Raw genomic sequence first — 17,023 nt, forward strand, 5'->3', positions numbered from 1 at the left:
AGAGAAGCACCCGGTCGCCATTGGGGCGACCGGGTCAGTAAGCCCGGACCTGGAGAAGCCATGAACGCAGCAGCCTCGCCAAACGCCACGACTCGCCAATTTGAGGATGCGTTGTTGACCATGGATGTGGTTGACCAAATTCGCCACCACCAGGCCGCACTGGCTGAGATCGCGGCAAACGATGAAACCGCCCTCAAGGCGCGGCTGTCCGCGATCTACAAGTCGCAGGGAATTGATGTCAGTGACGCCGTTCTCCGCGCTGGCATCAAGGCGCAGCGCGAGAAACGGTTCATCCACAAGCCCTACACCGGCCCCGCATATTGGCTTGCGCGCGGATGGATCTATCGGGCGACCGTGGCCCTGCGGTTGGCACGCGCGATTGGAGTCGTGGGGCTTGTCGCGATGGCCATTTGGCTCCCGAGGGAAGCGTGGATCCACTGGCAAATCTCTTCGGCCAACGAGGCTATTGCTCTCGTGAAGGTTCGGGCAAAGGCCAGCACATTGGCCTATCTGAGCGCAACGGCATCCTTGACCACGGCTGTGTCGGCCGCGGCGTCCGCCCCGCACCCGGAGTGGCTGTCAGGAGTGAACGATGCGGCGGTGCGACTTGGCCAAGACGCGATATCGTCCGGCCGCGAGTTGGAAACCGCATTGACCGAAGCGAAACTCCGCCCGGTTACACGCGCCACTGTTCGCGACATCACTCCACTGCGCCACGAGATCGCCCGCCTGGACGCGCGCGCAACTGCATTGGTGACGGCTTCCGCTGCTTTGAGTGCCGCCGCCGATACGGTCGCTGCATCGGCGTCGGCGTCGACGCGCTTGGAGACTGCAAACGCCACCCTGCTGGCCGGTTCGCTCTCCCCCGAAATGGACCGCACACGCGAGACGATCTATGCAAGCGGGGTAGAGGGGCTACTCTCCGGACGCACGGCACAGACGCAACATGCGGTTGAACGCCTCGCCTCGCTGGTGGCCGATTTCGCCGCGCTTGAGCAATTACGCGGACGGGTCGGGGGGCTTTACCAACAAGGCATGAGCACTTCGCCGTCCACGGATGCACGCAAGCGGTTCGAATCGCTTCACGCCCAGGTGATTGCCTTGCTTACGCCTGAAACGTTCTCTGAGGCACGCGGGGCCATGACGCGCCTTGAGGAGGCGGTCCACACGCTTTCGCATGAGTTCACCTACCGTGTTGTGAACCGCCCAAATGTTCGATCCGGTGTCTGGCGCCACAACAGCGCCAGCCCGAATGCTCGCAACTACTACTTGATCGTCGAAGCACTCGATGAGGGTGGGCGCGCCGTGAAGCAGGAGGTGCGCAACGAGGAATCCGGCCGTTCGGTTCGTGCCGCCATTTTTGGGGTCCGGGTCTCGGAGTCCGCCTTCAATTCGGTCGCAGCCGACAAGCAGGACAACGGCATCATCGAGCGCGACGTGATCGGCTCCAAGCCGCGTGGTGCTTTCGATCCGACTTTCACTGTTGCCGCCCTGGGTGGCTACATCACGGAGTGGTAAGACATGGCCAGTGGAACCAAAATTCGTCGCTCCCTGGATGACGCTGTGGAGCAACTTCAGAGTCAGGCCTCAGCTGCGGCCAGAGAAGTCGCGCGGTTGCGCGACAAGGAGGCCCAGTACCGGCAGGGGATAGCTCGATGCCTTTCGCGAATTGCAGTGGCTCAGGCATCGGCGTTCGAGTGGGGGGAGCTTCAAGGTTACGACAGTCTCACCGAGGAGCTCGCTCGCGCGTTGGCCGAACGCGCTGCCGGGGCCGCGGGTGTGGACCGGATGATCGAACAGGAGCAGCGCGCATTGACCGCGCACCGGGACGCCGAGCAGCACGCACAAGCGGTCCTGGATCAGAACCAACAGTTGCTATTCGAATTGCACGAGCAGTCGATGCTCGAGCTCCGCGCAGACCCGGTGTTCGTCGACCTGAATGCCGCCACCTCCGTCGCGGCAGACCGCGCGCGAGCTGCCAGTGAGAAAGCGTCGTCCGCGCGCTCGGAAAGCGAAGCCAAGGTTAAGGCGTTTTACGAGGACGCCTTGTTCATGTACCTGCGCGATCGCGCCTTTGGCACGGGCCGATACCAGGCTAACCGACTGGTTCGGGCGATAGACTCATGGCTTGCCGGCCTGTGTAACTTTTCACAGGCCAGCCGCGATCTGGATGTGCTGGAGCAGCTGCCCGGCTATCTGGAGGCGCATGCGCAGGCGATGGCGATGGAGCACCAGCAGGCCGCTTCATCGCTGGATGCGCGCGTGCGCGAACACCTGCTCTCCCACAACGTTGAGACGCTGGAAGGTGACGTCGCGGATGCTCAGTCGCGTCTCACCGCCATCGTGGAAGAGCGCGATGCCTGCGTGACCCGTCTCGAAGCACTGCAGAACACGCGACGCGCTCACAGCGCGTGGTCTGACTCCGCCGGACAGGCGCTTCTGGAGTGGATGAGTGATCGGCTTGGCGACGAGGCCATCTCCCGCCTGCGCGATCGCGCCGCCCGCACGCGGGACACTGCGGATGACGACGCCGTAGAGGAAGTTGAAAGTTACAAGCGGGGGCTGGATGAGGTAGAGCGCGAGATTCCGGAAGCACAAGCGCGGGCGGATGAGTTGGCGTCCCGTGTGTCGGACCTCACCCACGTTCGTCAGAAATACCGCAGAAAGGGCTTTGACTCGTCTGCATTCTCCTTCCCCGATGCGCGCGTTGGAGACGCCCTGCACGGCTACTTGCTGGGGAGCGTGACGCAGACTCTGCTTTGGGATGCGCTCTCAGATAGCGCGCGGCACACTCCATCATCGCCGTCATCTGGCGGCAGCTCGCACTCCGGGTTTGGCTCCGGTGGTGGCTTCTCATCCGGCGGTGGCTTCGGTGGCGGTGGTGGCTTCTCAACCGGCGGTGGGTTTTGAGTATTCCGGCGCACAAGTTCGCGGTCGGGGTGGCCCAATCAACACGGTGCACAACGTGGGCTCCGAGCGGGTTGCCCAGCGCCAGTACGATAGCTTCGCACGAGTGCCGGGCCACGCGGGGGGGCGGCCATCTCAAGCTCACCATGCTGGAACTCGGAGGGCCAATGAACGCCTCGCCGCCGACTGAAGCTGCCCATACGGACGTGGCGTCCGGAGCGTTGTCGGAGGAAGCGTAATGAGAACCCCGTATGACGCGTGGGTGCGGTTTGGTCGCCCTTCGGTGGTTGAGTTAACTGTGCTTCAGCAAATCCTCGCCGTGATCCCGGCGCACTTAGCGATGGGTTTTGGAGCCGCGTTGTGCACGTATGCGGCTGCGGAAACCGCAGGCTTCGGCTGGGGCCTCCTTCTTCTGGCCGCTCTTGCGGTATTCATCTTCGTGTCCTATGCCGCGTCCGCAATGTTTGGCTTCCGCATGCTCCGCGCGATCGATCGTGACTACGGCCCGGGGTCGGCGTCGAAGGTCGTAACGTGGCTTCGCACCGCGGCCGACGGAGCCATCCTTGATCTCAATAAGGTGATTGGGCATCCGCCGCCGCGCGGAGGGCCGTTGACCTAGGAATGTTTGTGAATTGGCTCGGTGAGTACGGATGCTCGACGAGCACAGGCTATCAACAGAAGGGAGAGACGCAATGACGCACAGTTCATCTATCGACGACGATGTCGCGATTCTTCGGGCCGCCAGGACATCCCTCGATGCGTTGGAGACGCGGCTTTCGGTCCACGTAGCCCGCGCTTCCGCATCCCATGACCGTGTAGGCCGGTCTGACGTAACCGTCAGAATTGTGGCGCTGCTTGGCACGGTGGGCTATGTGGCGGCGCTTATCCTAAACAAGGAGCTCCTTCCACCTTTCGGTCTTGCCATGGGAGGCATGATGGCGTGGGTGGCCATATTGGCGGTATTCGCCGATGACATTGTGTGGAAACTACCGTGGCTGGGCTCTAAGCCTCGCCGGCTGAGGGAAGCCGCTCGCCGCGATCTTGCGGCCGCGATCCGAGAAGCGGAGGCCACAAAGGAGGGGGGGTGGTTGGTCCGCTTCTCCTGCTTCGCTGCGGAGTTACCCCAGTCGCGCTTTATTCGGACTTTCAGTGCAGACAAGGAGTTCGACCCAGAGCAGTACATCTCCGCGATCGCAGCACTTCAGATTGCTCTGCGGCAAGCATTGGAGGACGTCCCTTTTCGGAACGCTGCCGAGCGTTCCCTCGCTCAGTGGAGCTCGGAGGTCCATACCGCGGTCCCGCCGCCGGTGAGCGCTGGCTTGTCGCCATGACATGCGCGCACAACGCCGAGTGCGGCGCCGGATCTGATGATGAATGGAAAGCGCCATCGCGTGGTCACTCGTAGAACAGAGTGGAGGCGTTGCGCGTCACGTGCGGGGTGCTTGCACGAGGATTACGGTTGGATGCGTTTCAAGTCTTAGGGCAGCAGGGAGGCGTGAGTATGAACGCATGTTTGAATAATTCTGGGTCTGACTATCAGTCGCTCCTGAAGGCGAAAGCATCTGTTGATGATTTGGCCCAGCTTCTCATGCAGCCTGCGAACCGCCTGGCGGGGTGTTCGCCCCCTCGTCTGCCTTTGGCGCTCTGGCTTATCGCCGGGGCCGTCTGCATCACGGTGTATCTTGTTCCATTCTTCGCCACTGAGTCGCTTAGCCAGGACTGGGCTTCCTGCGGGATATTGATCGGCGCCTTTGGGGTGCTCGGCTGTTTCTTTGCCGGGCTACGGGCGTCGCGGCGCGAGCGCGAATTCCAAGAAGTCTGCGCCGAGGTTAGGGGCGCCATTCGTGCAGTGGAAGCGACGCAGAATGGAGGCTGGCTGCTGCGGTTTCGGTGCTTCCGTAGTACGCCTCGAAGCGACAGCTATATTCGCTCCTTCGATGTCGCTACAGAGTTCGATCCGTACGCCTATCTGACCGCAGTTTGGAACGTTCGGGCGTCGCTGGCAGATGCCTTGGCAGCGGCGCATGCCCTTGACGCGTGGCGGTCCGAGGGGCCGGAACATGACGCACCGCCCGGTGGGGCCTAGTCGGGCTCTAGTATCACAACGGCTGGGATTCGGACGAACAGCTGCGTTGGGCGGGCGTGGCCGAAATGGGCGTCTATCCTTAGGAAATTGAAAGGACTCTCAGGATGACTACCGCACCAAGGAAGAATGATCCGATCGGACGTCTCTTCGCCGTCATGACGCTGGGGATGATCCTTTGGGCATGGGCAATTGGATTCGAAGCGCGCTACTGCGAAGGAGAAGGGGCGCGCCTCAGCTTCAGCTGTCTCGGTACTCCGGATTGGTTCGGAGATGACGTTGGCCCCTTGATCGTTTTGAGTACGCTATACGTGCTGTGCTTCGTGTTATTCCTGCGCTCTCGCTCTGCAAGTACGGCGCATGAGGAGAATCCTGCCCGTGACTAGGGTCCATCGTACTTCCGCCGGAGCCCGCTGAATGTTCCCCATCAATTTCGGGATAGCAAGTGTTGGGCTCAATCACATGGCATCTGCGAGGCGCTTGAGAGCGCGCCTCGCAGTCGGGGCATGGCTGGAGGATGAGGTAGACCTCGACCCGCCGCCGCTTGATCCGCGCATCCCTGACTTCGACTCGTGGCCCGCGGTCAAGGCGGCTTGGCTCGCCGCTGGGTTGTTCCTGCAGTTGATGGGTGCGGTAGCGATCCTCGGTATTACGGGGATCTCCCCGTGCGCGTTGATGTTCTGGGGCTGGCTACTGCCCGTTGCTGGCCTGTCGGCAATCGTAGGCGGAGTGCTCGCGCTCCTCCTCAACGAACTGTTGATCATGCGTTGGCGACGCCGCGTAGCGGCAGTCGAGACGGAGGTGCTCATGCGCGAAGCGCAAGATGGCCGCCGACCGATGGCGACGCGCCGACAGTTGTACCTCCTATATCGCAAGCGCGCCGGCCTTGGCCCTCCCCTCTGGGGCTGACCGGTGCGTCGCAATTCTCGAGTGTGTGAGTGTTTCTATAGATAAGCCCAGGAGGGCGGATTCCTGACATGACCCAGCAAGAGCCCAAGAACAACGAGCCCCCGCGGTCGCCCGCATCGGCTCCCCAACTACCCGAGATCGGGGCGCCGCACGACGGGGAAATGCTGTCTCCCCGCGTGATGGAACTACGCGCGCGGGCCGCAACCAATTTGGTGTGCGCTATGCTGAGATCGGGTGATGTCTACGGAGTCCCGCCCAGTGACTTCGGGACGCTTCTGTATTCCATTGGGGTGGCGATCCACAACCTTCCGCTCTACGTTTGTGGCGTCCATCATGTATCACTCTACGATCTGATCGAGATCAACAAGCTGGATCCGCGTGCAGCCGGCGATTCCTGGGGGCCGTGGGTCACCGATTTCGCGAAGACAGTTGGAATCGACCTGTCCGGCATTCTTGCGACGCGACCGTGGGATGTGGCGCCGCGCAAGTGAGCGAACTTTTCAAACGGCCCGGCGGGCTGGCTATCTCAACTCAAGGGAGGCAGTGCAATGATTGATCGACCTGAGGAACGTCATTCGGCCACCGACATTCACGTCCTGAGCGCCGCGACCGAATCAATCAAAGAACTGCAACGGCGTCTACAAGGCCCGTACCTCAGGTGCCGATCGCACCAGAAGCAGATCAGCGACGCAAAGGAGCGGGCGCAATATGGAGTAATGATCCTGTCGGGTCTCCTCGGCCTCGTCGGGGCCCTTGTAGACGCAGCGGCGCGCCGCCAAGGAGCGCTACCGGACGTTGGGCCGAATGGATGGTTTCTGAGCGCGTTTGGAGGATTGATGTCGGCCGAGTTCCTTGGAAATCGACTGGCAGCCGTCTTGCCAAGTAGTAAAAAGGCACAGAGAGGGATCGCCGAGGCGCGCGTAGAGCTGGTTGCTGCTATTCGAAGCGCGGAGGCGACAATGGACCGCGGATGGTTGGTCCGGTTTAGCTGCTTCGCGACGGATACCAGCCCCGACAGTTTCATACGTTCATTCGATGTCGCAGCAGACTTCGATCCGATGGACTACATGGAAGCGGTTGACGCGCTTCACGAGACCTTGGAGGAATCCCTACAGATCGCCAAGGGGCACGAAGCTGAGGACTTCGCGCTGGGCACGTGGAGGACTGGCGGTGACCGCGCGCATGGGTAGAGTGTTCGCAACGCGGTGTGCTATCGCCGTGTGGCAAGCCTCCAGACATTGGGGGCAGCCACAACGTGTAGGCGAGTGCCCTGTGCGAATCCGGGTTGGCGCGGACTTAGTCAGTTAGCGCTCGAGCCGTGAACAGAGCCTGGTTTCTTTTCGGAGATAGCGGATGAGTGCATCGAACATCGAAGTAACGACAGATCGCGAGATTCTGACCCGCGCCAAGGCCTCCATCGAAGAGCTGGGGGCAGTTCTAGCCCCATCGATTGCCCGATACGAGGCGGGTGTGGTGCGAGTGCAATCCGACAGAATCTCCGCCGCCACCTGGATTCTGATTGCCTCGGTGGTCGTAGTGTTTGCCGCTGGCCTGGGGAGCGGCCTGATTGGGTCGATCTATGTGGGATCGATCAATGTGGTCGCTGTGGCCTTGGCGATTTCCTTTCTTGGAATCCTGACATCCGCGTTCGTTGCGGGTGTTCCTTGGCCCTACCCGCGCTCCAACACAAAGGCCGATAGGCGTTTGGGCGTATTGGTGGCGGGCCTCGTGGACGCAATCCGTGTAGCTGAGGCGACCAAAGAAAAAGGATGGCTGGTCCGGTTCAGCTGCTTTGCAACTGGATCGTCGCACGCCGGTTTCATTCATTCGTTCGACGCGGCATCCGAGTTCGACCCTTGGCAGTACCTCGAGGCGATTGCCGAGCTCCGCTCCACGCTAGAGGAGGCCTTGAAGGACGCGGCGGCCGCGGGGGCCGTTGCGTTTTCGATTGAGACGTGGCGCGCTGCGGGACGCGAAGCGGGCCCACCGCCGACGGGAGCCTGCGACACCGTCGCCTTGCGGCCATGTCCTCGGACCTGATTCCTAGCAACCGGAATTTTTCTCCGTAGCCAGCAAGGAGACTCAAATGAAGAGCCCCGCAATATCTTCCGAGTCGATCATCGCTCCGACGACGCGAGGCCAGACCTGTCTCATGGCGTTTGTATTCTACCGGCCGCTGTGGATCTGCTTGGCAGCCTATTCGGCCATGCACCTCATTGCATGGGGGACCCCTGGCGTGGACTGGGCATTGGGGGTCACCGTCCCGAGGTTTCACATCTGGGACGGTCTTCTCTTCCCGGTGGCGACCACCATAACGCTATACGTTCTCGGATGGTCTGTGTTCCGCGCCTCTCTCGCGATGCGCGTTTTGCCGAGCCGAGAGTTCGCGGCGGAACTTGAGGATTCACTTCGAGAGAATCCGGACGTCGCCACGCTCGTGCTTGACGTAGCCGCCCAACAAGGAGGCCGTCTATTTGGCTGGCAGTTTGACCTTGTTCAAGATGAACTAGCTTTGCGGCGCGTCGCAGGAATTGCGGCAAGAGCGGGAACTTCCGCGCTGCCCGAAGCCGCGGAATCGGCGGTGGGGAGCCAATGAACGTGTTTACGCTAGTCGCGATGACTCTGGCACCTCCAGACACCAATAGGCGCAAGGCACGTCCTGTCGGCATAGCTTTCTACCTGCGTTGAGCAGCGGGGCGCCTCTGGGTCCGTAGGGTCGCGCTGACACATGAGGTGTCTACAGCTAAACCGATCTGCGTTGGATCCGACAGGAGAGCGGCTTGAAAAAAGACTCACTGCATTCATTTCTTAGTGCCGCGCTGGCACACGCCGGCCCGATTCCCGACTCGGCCCTACAAGCGGATGTGGAAAGCCTTGTCGGTGGCGTCGATCTCGTCACGATCGCCGCTGATGTGGCGGCAGAGCGCGCGGACTTCTGGCTTTCTCAGGCGGCATCGAGCGAAGTGGAGGAGCGGGCACGGGCCGGCGTTGCCATGCTTGTCGTGCTTGCGTTTGCGCAGGCATGCCATCCTGTCTGTCTGCTGCATCCCTCGCTCAAGCCCCTGGCCGACATGACCATGAAGCCTGGTGGGAATCCACTGGACGCGCCCATCCTTCTGCGTGGACTGGAGGAGTACCTGAAGTTTCCAGCCGGCCCATGCGCGGGAAACGCTCAGGTGGCGCGGCATGTGGAGTCCCTGCGCGCGAACATCGCAAGCGCCCTGGATCGTTTGATCGGCGCGGCCGTGAGCGAGGCTCTCCAGCGGCAATTGAAGAAGCCAGTACACAGCGATCGCATTGCGCTGGCTGAGATGGATCGCCTCCTCGAGGATCGACCCATACGGCGCGTGTCGGCGGGCACGATTCGATTCGTTCACGCTGACCGGGTGCAGCTGAAGGTGCATGGCGCCCGCGATCTGGGCCGCAGTCCCGAGCCAGTGCCGGCGCCGGCTCTTCGCTCCGCAGCTCCGGCTCTTGAGCTGACACACAGCCGTGAGCGCGTCGCGCAGCTGGAAAGCGAGGTCGGGCAGCTGCGGCATCTGCTCGAAGTGGAGCGTGCTCGTCGGGACGCTGTTGGTCAGTCGTCGGATGCTGAAGGCGTGATGCGGTCACTGCGCGCGCGCATATCGCATCTGGAACGGGGCATCCTTCTGAACACATCCGACCTTCCGGGAGCCAAGGCAGGGGATGACCCCTTGCCGGACAGTTGGGATGCACTGGAACTATTCGCGGATCGGATTCTTGCTGGGAGTGTTGTCCTATCGTCCAAGGCGGTTCGCACGGCGAAACGAAGCTACTTTGCGAATATCCCCTATGCCTATGATGTTTTACGCATGCTGGCCCGCAGCTACGTGCCCATGCGCAACGGACTGAGTGGAGCGCGCGAGCGATTCGAGGCGGAGTGCGCCCGACTGAAGGTGAGCGTTGAGCCTACGGGGCGTGCGGCGGACGAACGACGCTCTGCAGGCAGCTACTCCGTTCTGCATCTCGGGGTGCGCCGGGCTCTCGATCTTCATGTGCGCGGGAGCAGCTCCCGTGATCCGCGCGAGGGGTTCCGGTTGTACTTCGCCTGGGTTGATGATCCGGCGGGTGGGTATGTAGTCGTCGGTAGCTTCCCCGGTCATCTGGAGAACGGACAGTCATGAAACCTGGCATTCAGACAGTCTTTGCGGTGACGAACGATCGGCGTGTGGTTCTGACCTGGGCCATCGTGCGCTGCTATGACGAGGCGCTGGCCTATGCGATGCGCGATGGCATCTTGGACATCCGACGCCTCATTGCTTTCGAAGACGCGGTGCAGGGGCTTTACATGGCGCACTTCCCGAAGAAAGTGGCTTCCCGGTGGGCCGCGGTGATGCGGGGCCAAACCACCGATGGCGAATTCATATCCTCGGAGTCCGTCAGCGGGCTGGATATGGATCAGGTGACCTCGGCCAAGATGGGCCTTGTGATTGGAGCTCAGAACATCGGGTTCCTTTACCTGGATCACGTTGAGGAAGCGGCTGGAGCTGGCCAGAAGGATCTGCACACCGGTGCGGTATGTGCAGGGATCATTCGACTTCGTGCCAAGGCGCAGGAAGAACTGGATCGTGCGGCGGCAGCAGCGGCTGTCGCGCTCGACGTGGCCTACTCGGGGCGGCGGGTGAGTGTCGCGGGGAGTGAGGCTTGCGCCCCGATTCTGGTGATCGAGGAGCCCGGCGAAAGTCGGTTGGTGCCGCTGGATGCAATCGAGGCGGAACTCCGCGCCTTGGAGGACGCCACCGCGTCATCAGAGATCGTTGATGCGACCCAGGCGGTGCTGGACCGCTTCTTGAATGAAGGGGAGGGCGGGTAGGGGAATGAGCAACGGAACATCACTGATGGAGATGTCGAGTCCCGACCTGTGGATTCTCGCGCTATCGCAGGGCATCCCTGGTTTATTCAATACCCTGACGTCGACAAAGCATCCGCCGTTGCTGGTCAATGTCGACCCCTACAGTCGCGCTGTTGGGGATCCACCATTTCCCCTCAAGCGCATCGTCAACGGTGCTGCAGCGTTGGTGATGTCGGAATCCGACTTCGAAGGCTACGAAGCGGAGCTCAAGGCTGGGGTCGACCCGGCACAGATCGCGGTTCGCCATGAAGGCAGCGTGCTTCACCGCCTCGGTGAGCTCATCACGATGCCATCGGTTCATCTTTCCTTGACGGCCCTGGCCAACTGGCAATTGACGAAGGGCGTCTATCGCTTTGACGCTGATCTGCTGCGCGCCCTGCTGCGCTCGCAGGTGAAATCGGTGGACGTGTCCGCGTTTCGTACGTTGCCCGAGTGGTCGGTCTATATCGATCTCAGCGAGTCACCCTTAGAGGGCACGGAAGCCGAGGGCGTACACGGTGTGTTCGCCCACATGCTGCAAGGGACGCGTGCGATCGCTACGACTCAGGCCGAGCGGCGCATCGACGCACTTGACGATGCCGGTGGTGGGAGCGATAGCGCGCTGCTGCTGGTGATCGAGTACGACGACATGCTGGTGCCTGTAGCGATCCCCTTGTTGCGAGGACAAACGCTTGAGGAGGCGATTGCAGAAGTCGATGCGACCTTCCAACGCCTTGCGGACACGATCGGAAGCGCAGACCGCCTCGTTCGAAGTGACGTGGAGACGCGTGCTACGCGCGCGGCGCTACTGTTGATCAACCTGGTGCTTTATCTGTGCAGCGAGGAGCCGGACGTGTCGGGCCGTCAGTGGCCGCCGGTACCGGCCCGCCAGAGCAAGCTGAAGCGGGACAAATGGGTGGTGCCGCCCAAGCCCAGTGAATGGGCCGTTGGGGTCCGCATGGGGGCTGCGTTGCGGCGATACGCGGAGCGCATTGCGAATGCGCCTGAGGAGGCCGGCGCGACCGGCACAACGCCGAAACCTCATGTCCGCATCGCGCACTTTCATGGGTTCTGGAAGGGCCCCCATTCTGAAGCGCAGAGGCGCTACATGGCGGTGAAGTGGCTTCCGCCAATTCCGGTCAATTTCGCATGGACTGACGATGACGTTGCGAGCATGCCAGCGGTCGTGCGTGACGCGCCCGCTGACCCGGCAAAGCGGCGCGGCGGCTAGGGCCCGGGCCGCGATATTCGCCAGGTCGGAGGCATTAAGACGCCGGGTAGCGGCCCAGCTCTTCGGTGAGTACGGCTGGCACTTCGCGGGGCGCCTCTGTGTGTCGTACGGTTGTTGGCGAGGATGTTTACTGAGGTTGGAGAAGGGGCATTGGAGCTAGGGCTATGAGTGCGACTAAGCGGACGTGGCGTGAGCAAGTGGATCGCGGCGTGGAGCTGTTGAAGCTCTGCCAGGTTTTACAGAGCGAGAAGGATGGCGTCGATCGCCCTGAAGTGCCTGCTCACTCGCGTTGGTGCGGTGGTCGACATTGACGGGCCCTTTGTGTTCGTGACGCGCGCGTCGCTCGGTGGCGTCGATCTTGAGGACCTGCTGGCGGACATTGCGGCGGCTCCGGTACCGGACTCCTCGGCACTACTCTCGGGGGCGAGCAATCTTGAGCGGCACAAGTGGGACCATGTGCTGCCGCCGGAGCTCCTTCAGCAGGACTTTGCGAGCGAGAACCTGGATATCCCCGGCGCCGTACGATGGATTCAGTCGCTGGGGCTTTGACCCTCAGTCGATGCGCCGAGCGCGCTTGTGTATGGACTTTATGTATTTTATGGTTGGACCATAACTTCTCTAAACTCCTTATATACTGCCATGGATCCTGTTACCAATCCCTACGCCCCAGGGGCAGGCACTCCGCCACCGGAACTGTCCGGGCGCGATCAGCTGCTCGAAAAGGTACGCGTGGCCGCCCAGCGGGTGCAGCGGGGGAGGCCGGCAAAAAGCGCGATGCTGGTCGGGTTGCGCGGCGTGGGCAAGACGGTGCTGCTGGATCGCATGCGCCGGGACGTCGAAGCGCTGGGGTGTCTGACCCTACGGATTGAGGCGCCCGAGGATCGGTCTCTTCCTGCGTTGCTCGCGCCGCAGCTGCGGCAGGCGCTGCTGCGGCTGTCGATAAAGGAAGCCGCCGCCGAAACGGCGAAGCGGGCATTGCGCGCGCTGGCAGGTTTCGCCAAGTCCCTGAAGGTGAAGTTCGGCGATATTGAGGTGGGGTTTGACGATGATCCGGAACCCGGGCTGGCCGACAATGGGGACCTCGAGCATGACTTGCAGGCCCTTCTTGAGGTCACCGGAACGGCGGCGAAGGAGGCCGGTACCGCGCTGATCATCTTCATTGACGAGCTGCAGTATGTGGAGGAGTCGCAGCTCGCCGCCCTCGTGATGGCCTTGCACAAGATGTCGCAACAGAACCTCCCGGTCATGCTCGTCGGTGCCGGGCTGCCGCAGCTGCGCGAGCGGATGGGGCAGGCGAAGTCGTATGCGGAACGGCTCTTCGACTTCCCTGAAGTGGGGCCCCTGCGAGAGGCTGATGCGAAGGACGCGCTCGCCAAGCCGGCGCTGGCCGAAGGTGTAGAGTTCGAACCGGAAGCTCTGACCCGCATCGTCACCGTGACCGAGGGCTACCCGTACTTCCTTCAGGAGTGGGGGAAGCATGTGTGGGATGCCGCGGAGCACTCCCCGATCGGTGCGGCGGACGTCGGGTTCGCCTCCAGATCCGCAGTGGCGGCGCTGGATGAAAGTTTCTTCCGCGTGCGCTTTGATCGCCTTACCCCGAAGGAACGCGAGTACCTTCGCGCCATGGCCGAGCTAGGCCCCGGCCCGCACCGTTCGGGTGAAATCTCCAAGTTGCTTGATCGCCCGACCAGCTCGTTCGGACCGGTTCGCGCGCAGTTGATTGCCAAAGGAATGATCTGGAGCCCGAGCCACGGCGACACCGCGTTCACGGTGCCACTGTTCGACCAGTTCATGAAGCGGATCATGCCGGGACCTGACTGGCGAACATGATGGGGCGTGGAGGCTTTTTTCAGTCGCTGTGGATTGAACGCGTCCGGGTCGCGGACACTGGCCTCCCCATTTTCCGAGTGCACTGATGCTTCTTTCTCACCTCGAAATTCAGCAGATGGACGAGCGCGGGTTGCGCGACTTTCTTGCGCAGCGCGTGCCCGAAGGCCCCGGGCTCGACTACAAGCGCACTGAATACGATGCCTCCGATCCGAAGGGCCGCTCCGAGTTTTTGAAGGATGTTTGCGGATTCGCCAATGCAACCGGTGGGCACATCCTGCTGGGGGTACGTGAACCCTCGAGTAAGCTCGGTGTCGATGACCAGATCGTCGGCTTTCCAGACGGCACCCGTGTTGCGCAGCGGCTTGAGCAGTTGGCACGCACCTGGATATATCCACGTGTACCGGGTCTGCTCTTCCGCGTTGTGGAGATCGCCGAAGCCAAACACTGTGTCGTCATTCATGTCCCTGCCGGCGCCAGCGCACCCCACATGGTGATGCTGGATGGTCGGAACGCGCTGTACACGCGCCATTCGGAATCCACCACGCTGATGGATCTGCATGAGATTCGTCGCGCGATTGAACGGTCCACGACGGCCCGTGCACTGGCACGGCAAGTCGCGGCGCAGCGGTTGTCCGAGGTTCGCGCCCAGGTTGGGGCTCGCGCACCGGCCCTCCTGATGCAAGCGGTTCCGTTGATCGCGCTTTCTGAGCCTCTGGACGTGTTGAGCGATGCCTTCGATGCTGTGATTCGCGGCAACGCCCGCGATGCGGCGGGGTTTGATAGCAGCCTGGCAGTGAGCACCAAGCCGCAGCCAACGCTGGAAGGCATTCGGGGGATCAATTTCCGCGACATGCCGACGGTCGAAACGCAGGTGCATCGCGATGGCTATGTGTCCGCGCTGTACCGCGAGATCCCCCTGGGGCCATTTCATCAAGAGCCTCGGGCGCCCTTCTTGCACCCCAAACTGTGCGAAGTGATGTCGGCCTTTGCCATGATGGTCGCGGAGGTTCGGTCAGCGGCGGGCATGGAGATTCCCTACCTCATCGTGGGGACGCTGCTCAACGCACGCGGCATGTATCTGGGCACGCAACTGCGAGGACACAGCGACAGCGACGCGTTCGCCGGCCCCTTCGATCGTGACGATCTGAACTGGCCTGAGCAGGTCTGCGAGGCCGGCGACGCAACGGAAGATTTCGCGCGGAACATGAAAAATCAGCTCTACAACGCGTTCCACCTGCCTGGTTTCCCGCGATAATATGGCTATGTCACTCGCTCCCGCCCTTGCTGCGTGCGCTGAATTCGATCTGGTCGCGTACGACTGCCCACCCGCGCAGGGGATCATGCGGTCCTCTGACGGAACCGCGTTCATCGTGGCCGGCGATGACTTCGAAGCAGCGCAGCTCTACCTGAACGATGTGCGCTTGACGCGCAGCGCCGCGACCTATCGCGCGTACAAGAAGGAGATTGGGCGCTTCCTCGGGTGGTGTGCGGCGGTTCGGCGCAAGTCGTTTTCCGACTTCGGTCCCAACGACTATGGAGAGTACAAGCAGTTTCTGTTGAACCCGCCCGCGGCTTGGGTCGCGCCAGCGGGGCAGGGACCCGGACGCGCGTGGCGTCCGTTTGCAGGCGAGCTGAGTCCGTCTTCGGTGACCTATGCGTTTCGGGCGCTGTCCGCGATGCTGACGTGGCTGGTGGCTCAGAACTGGCTCCGGGGCAACGTGATCTCTGCCAACCACGGTCTGATGAAACGACCCCGCACGCCCCGTGCGAATCGCCGCATCCCCCAGGGTGGCTTGGACGCCATACGCGATTATCTCGCCAGCCTACCCATCGAGACCCCGGCGCAGCTTGAAGCTGCACGCAGGACCCAGTTGGTGATGTCGGTCGGGTTGGGCATGGCGCTGCGTCGTTCTGAGATCGCTGCCGCGACGATGGGACAGTTTCAGATCGAGCCCGATCACGGGACGTGGACTTGGGTTGGCGTGCGCAAGGGTGGCGGCGAACACGGCGTCGGCGTCCCGCTGTTCGTGATCGACGCGCTCGTCCAATACCGCGTGGCCCTCGGTCTGCCGCCGTATCCGGAGCCGGCCGAGTCGATGCCGATGGTGCGCGCGCTTGGCACCGATAAGCCAGTAACAGGGGAGTGGGTGAAGCAGATGGTGCAACAGGTCTGCACTGCAGCCGCGGAGCGGTTGGCGTGCCTGCCTGTGACTGCGGAGCGTACGGAGGCGATTCGCCGTTTGCGCGCCGCAACGACGCATTGGCTGCGACACACACGGTTGTCTGAGCTGCTGGAACAAGGTGCGACCCTGAAGGAGGTCAGCGAGGTGGCTGGCCATGAATCCATCGCGACCACCGGCACGTACTTGCACGCGGAGGGACGACGGCTGTATCAGAGCGCGGCCTTCCAGCGTAGCCCGATTGCATAACTGCGGATGATGTAGGGATCTGACAGTTGCCGCACTTTTGTCGTTGCGGCGCGTCTATCCCACACAACAAGAAATGGAGAAGCCGATGTTGCTGTTCATTACCCTGTCTGTTTGTGCCGTGGTCGGGGCCGCGACAAGCTTGGCGCTGCGGCGCCTCAGGGAAGTCAGCGAGCGGACGAGCCAGTCGCTCAAGCAGGCTGGTGGCGGCCAGGAGATCAAGGTCGCGACGCGACCCGGATTCACTTGGGTGCAACGCGGTGGCTATGTCTTGCTGGGCGTGGTGGTGGTCACCGCCGGTGCCGAGATTACGTCCACGGCGGACGCACCCGCCATTTACGTTCTGTCGCTGCTGTGCGTTGGGGCCGTGTTTGCCAGTCTTGCCAAGACCCAGGCCAATGCGCGGATGACGGACACCCTGGCAGCCGTTCAGCAGCACCTGCGCCTGCGGCGCTGGCGATCGGGCGGTTCCGACTCCGTGTAGCAGGACGCGGGCCTGCTCTACGCAGTCAGCGCCCGCGGTATGCGCGACACGCGGTGAAGCTAGTCACTTAGTGTCGCCGGAGGTATACGGGCTCACACACCCGAATGAGGCCTGCCTGCCAGATGGTTACCCGATTCAGCCCCACCCGACGTCTGATCCCTCAAGCCGAGACGATTGCCGCCCAGCTGTCGCGGATGATTCTACGCGCTCAGGACCTACATCGGTCCGGCCTCAAGTATGGGGACGACGATCCCTCCGTGGTGGGGAACAAGCGGGCGCTTAAACTTACGCAACCCATTGA

At 62.3% G+C, this 17,023-nt stretch carries 18 protein-coding genes; all 18 read left to right on the forward strand.

Annotated elements, in window-relative coordinates; translation table 11 throughout:
- The first annotated feature begins 60 nt into the window (after window positions 1-60).
- The gene (locus tag E4T66_RS18160) at window positions 61-1,518 is read left to right on the forward strand and encodes a DUF6384 family protein (protein WP_136850918.1); all 1,458 of its coding nucleotides are present in this window, start codon (window positions 61-63) and stop codon (window positions 1,516-1,518) included.
- A gap of 3 nt (window positions 1,519-1,521) precedes the next feature.
- On the forward strand, window positions 1,522-2,910 hold the full coding sequence (locus E4T66_RS18165; protein ID WP_136850920.1) for a hypothetical protein: 1,389 nt from the start codon (window positions 1,522-1,524) through the stop codon (window positions 2,908-2,910).
- A 235-nt stretch (window positions 2,911-3,145) separates the two neighbouring features.
- Entirely contained in the window at window positions 3,146-3,526 is a 381-nt protein-coding gene (locus tag E4T66_RS18170; RefSeq protein WP_136850922.1) for a hypothetical protein, read from the forward strand.
- Window positions 3,527-3,599: 73 nt separating this feature from the next.
- Window positions 3,600-4,238 (forward strand): hypothetical protein, encoded by a 639-nt coding sequence (locus tag E4T66_RS18175; protein WP_211243019.1) that lies wholly within the window; start codon window positions 3,600-3,602, stop codon window positions 4,236-4,238.
- A 170-nt stretch (window positions 4,239-4,408) separates the two neighbouring features.
- Window positions 4,409-4,993: a hypothetical protein gene (locus E4T66_RS18180; RefSeq protein ID WP_169577706.1), complete on the forward strand. Its 585-nt coding sequence runs from the start codon at window positions 4,409-4,411 to the stop codon at window positions 4,991-4,993.
- Window positions 4,994-5,407: 414 nt separating this feature from the next.
- The gene (locus tag E4T66_RS18185; protein WP_136850928.1) at window positions 5,408-5,899 is read left to right on the forward strand and encodes a hypothetical protein; all 492 of its coding nucleotides are present in this window, start codon (window positions 5,408-5,410) and stop codon (window positions 5,897-5,899) included.
- Between the two features lie 68 nt (window positions 5,900-5,967).
- A complete protein-coding gene (locus E4T66_RS18190; protein WP_136850930.1) occupies window positions 5,968-6,390 on the forward strand; it encodes a hypothetical protein in 423 nt (140 codons plus the stop codon).
- Between the two features lie 57 nt (window positions 6,391-6,447).
- Window positions 6,448-7,089: a hypothetical protein gene (locus E4T66_RS18195; RefSeq protein WP_136850932.1), complete on the forward strand. Its 642-nt coding sequence runs from the start codon at window positions 6,448-6,450 to the stop codon at window positions 7,087-7,089.
- Between the two features lie 163 nt (window positions 7,090-7,252).
- Window positions 7,253-7,939, forward strand: a complete 687-nt coding sequence (locus E4T66_RS18200; protein WP_136850934.1) for a hypothetical protein — start codon at window positions 7,253-7,255, stop codon at window positions 7,937-7,939.
- Window positions 7,940-7,985: 46 nt separating this feature from the next.
- Entirely contained in the window at window positions 7,986-8,495 is a 510-nt protein-coding gene (locus E4T66_RS18205; protein ID WP_136850936.1) for a hypothetical protein, read from the forward strand.
- A gap of 184 nt (window positions 8,496-8,679) precedes the next feature.
- Entirely contained in the window at window positions 8,680-10,044 is a 1,365-nt protein-coding gene (locus tag E4T66_RS18210; protein WP_136850938.1) for a hypothetical protein, read from the forward strand.
- 26 nt (window positions 10,045-10,070) lie between these two features.
- On the forward strand, window positions 10,071-10,733 hold the full coding sequence (locus E4T66_RS18215) for a hypothetical protein (RefSeq protein ID WP_211243020.1): 663 nt from the start codon (window positions 10,071-10,073) through the stop codon (window positions 10,731-10,733).
- A 4-nt stretch (window positions 10,734-10,737) separates the two neighbouring features.
- On the forward strand, window positions 10,738-11,982 hold the full coding sequence (locus tag E4T66_RS18220; protein WP_136850942.1) for an AcrVA2 family anti-CRISPR protein: 1,245 nt from the start codon (window positions 10,738-10,740) through the stop codon (window positions 11,980-11,982).
- Window positions 11,983-12,234: 252 nt separating this feature from the next.
- Entirely contained in the window at window positions 12,235-12,531 is a 297-nt protein-coding gene (locus tag E4T66_RS18225) for a hypothetical protein (RefSeq protein ID WP_136850944.1), read from the forward strand.
- 90 nt (window positions 12,532-12,621) lie between these two features.
- Window positions 12,622-13,812, forward strand: coding sequence for an ATP-binding protein (locus E4T66_RS18230; RefSeq protein WP_136850946.1), 1,191 nt, complete (start codon window positions 12,622-12,624; stop codon window positions 13,810-13,812).
- Between the two features lie 115 nt (window positions 13,813-13,927).
- Window positions 13,928-15,067 carry an AlbA family DNA-binding domain-containing protein gene (locus tag E4T66_RS18235; RefSeq protein WP_169577707.1) on the forward strand — a complete coding sequence of 380 codons (1,140 nt, stop codon included), beginning with the start codon at window positions 13,928-13,930 and terminating at the stop codon, window positions 15,065-15,067.
- Window positions 15,068-15,152: 85 nt separating this feature from the next.
- Window positions 15,153-16,241, forward strand: coding sequence for a tyrosine-type recombinase/integrase (locus E4T66_RS18240; RefSeq protein WP_169577708.1), 1,089 nt, complete (start codon window positions 15,153-15,155; stop codon window positions 16,239-16,241).
- 85 nt (window positions 16,242-16,326) lie between these two features.
- On the forward strand, window positions 16,327-16,722 hold the full coding sequence (locus E4T66_RS18245; RefSeq protein WP_136850952.1) for a hypothetical protein: 396 nt from the start codon (window positions 16,327-16,329) through the stop codon (window positions 16,720-16,722).
- Window positions 16,723-17,023: the final 301 nt, after the last annotated feature.

Origin of the sequence: Sinimarinibacterium arenosum (genome assembly GCF_005047655.1) — a bacterium.
In the GTDB taxonomy this organism is placed as follows: domain Bacteria; phylum Pseudomonadota; class Gammaproteobacteria; order Nevskiales; family Nevskiaceae; genus Solimonas.

Bases quoted from the DNA above. Each gene is read 5' to 3' on its own strand.
- E4T66_RS18195 (WP_136850932.1), top strand. From the start codon at position 6,448: ATGATTGATCGACCTGAGGAACGTCATTCGGCCACCGACATTCACGTC.
- E4T66_RS18205 (WP_136850936.1), top strand. From the start codon at position 7,986: ATGAAGAGCCCCGCAATATCTTCCGAGTCGATCATCGCTCCGACGACG.
- E4T66_RS18245 (WP_136850952.1), top strand. From the start codon at position 16,327: ATGTTGCTGTTCATTACCCTGTCTGTTTGTGCCGTGGTCGGGGCCGCG.
- E4T66_RS18185 (WP_136850928.1), top strand. From the start codon at position 5,408: ATGTTCCCCATCAATTTCGGGATAGCAAGTGTTGGGCTCAATCACATG.
- E4T66_RS18180 (WP_169577706.1), top strand. From the start codon at position 4,409: ATGAACGCATGTTTGAATAATTCTGGGTCTGACTATCAGTCGCTCCTG.
- E4T66_RS18175 (WP_211243019.1), top strand. From the start codon at position 3,600: ATGACGCACAGTTCATCTATCGACGACGATGTCGCGATTCTTCGGGCC.
- E4T66_RS18170 (WP_136850922.1), top strand. From the start codon at position 3,146: ATGAGAACCCCGTATGACGCGTGGGTGCGGTTTGGTCGCCCTTCGGTG.
- E4T66_RS18235 (WP_169577707.1), top strand. From the start codon at position 13,928: ATGGACGAGCGCGGGTTGCGCGACTTTCTTGCGCAGCGCGTGCCCGAA.
- E4T66_RS18240 (WP_169577708.1), top strand. From the start codon at position 15,153: ATGCGGTCCTCTGACGGAACCGCGTTCATCGTGGCCGGCGATGACTTC.
- E4T66_RS18165 (WP_136850920.1), top strand. From the start codon at position 1,522: ATGGCCAGTGGAACCAAAATTCGTCGCTCCCTGGATGACGCTGTGGAG.
- E4T66_RS18220 (WP_136850942.1), top strand. From the start codon at position 10,738: ATGAGCAACGGAACATCACTGATGGAGATGTCGAGTCCCGACCTGTGG.
- E4T66_RS18190 (WP_136850930.1), top strand. From the start codon at position 5,968: ATGACCCAGCAAGAGCCCAAGAACAACGAGCCCCCGCGGTCGCCCGCA.
- E4T66_RS18160 (WP_136850918.1), top strand. From the start codon at position 61: ATGAACGCAGCAGCCTCGCCAAACGCCACGACTCGCCAATTTGAGGAT.
- E4T66_RS18225 (WP_136850944.1), top strand. From the start codon at position 12,235: ATGGCGTCGATCGCCCTGAAGTGCCTGCTCACTCGCGTTGGTGCGGTG.
- E4T66_RS18230 (WP_136850946.1), top strand. From the start codon at position 12,622: ATGGATCCTGTTACCAATCCCTACGCCCCAGGGGCAGGCACTCCGCCA.
- E4T66_RS18200 (WP_136850934.1), top strand. From the start codon at position 7,253: ATGAGTGCATCGAACATCGAAGTAACGACAGATCGCGAGATTCTGACC.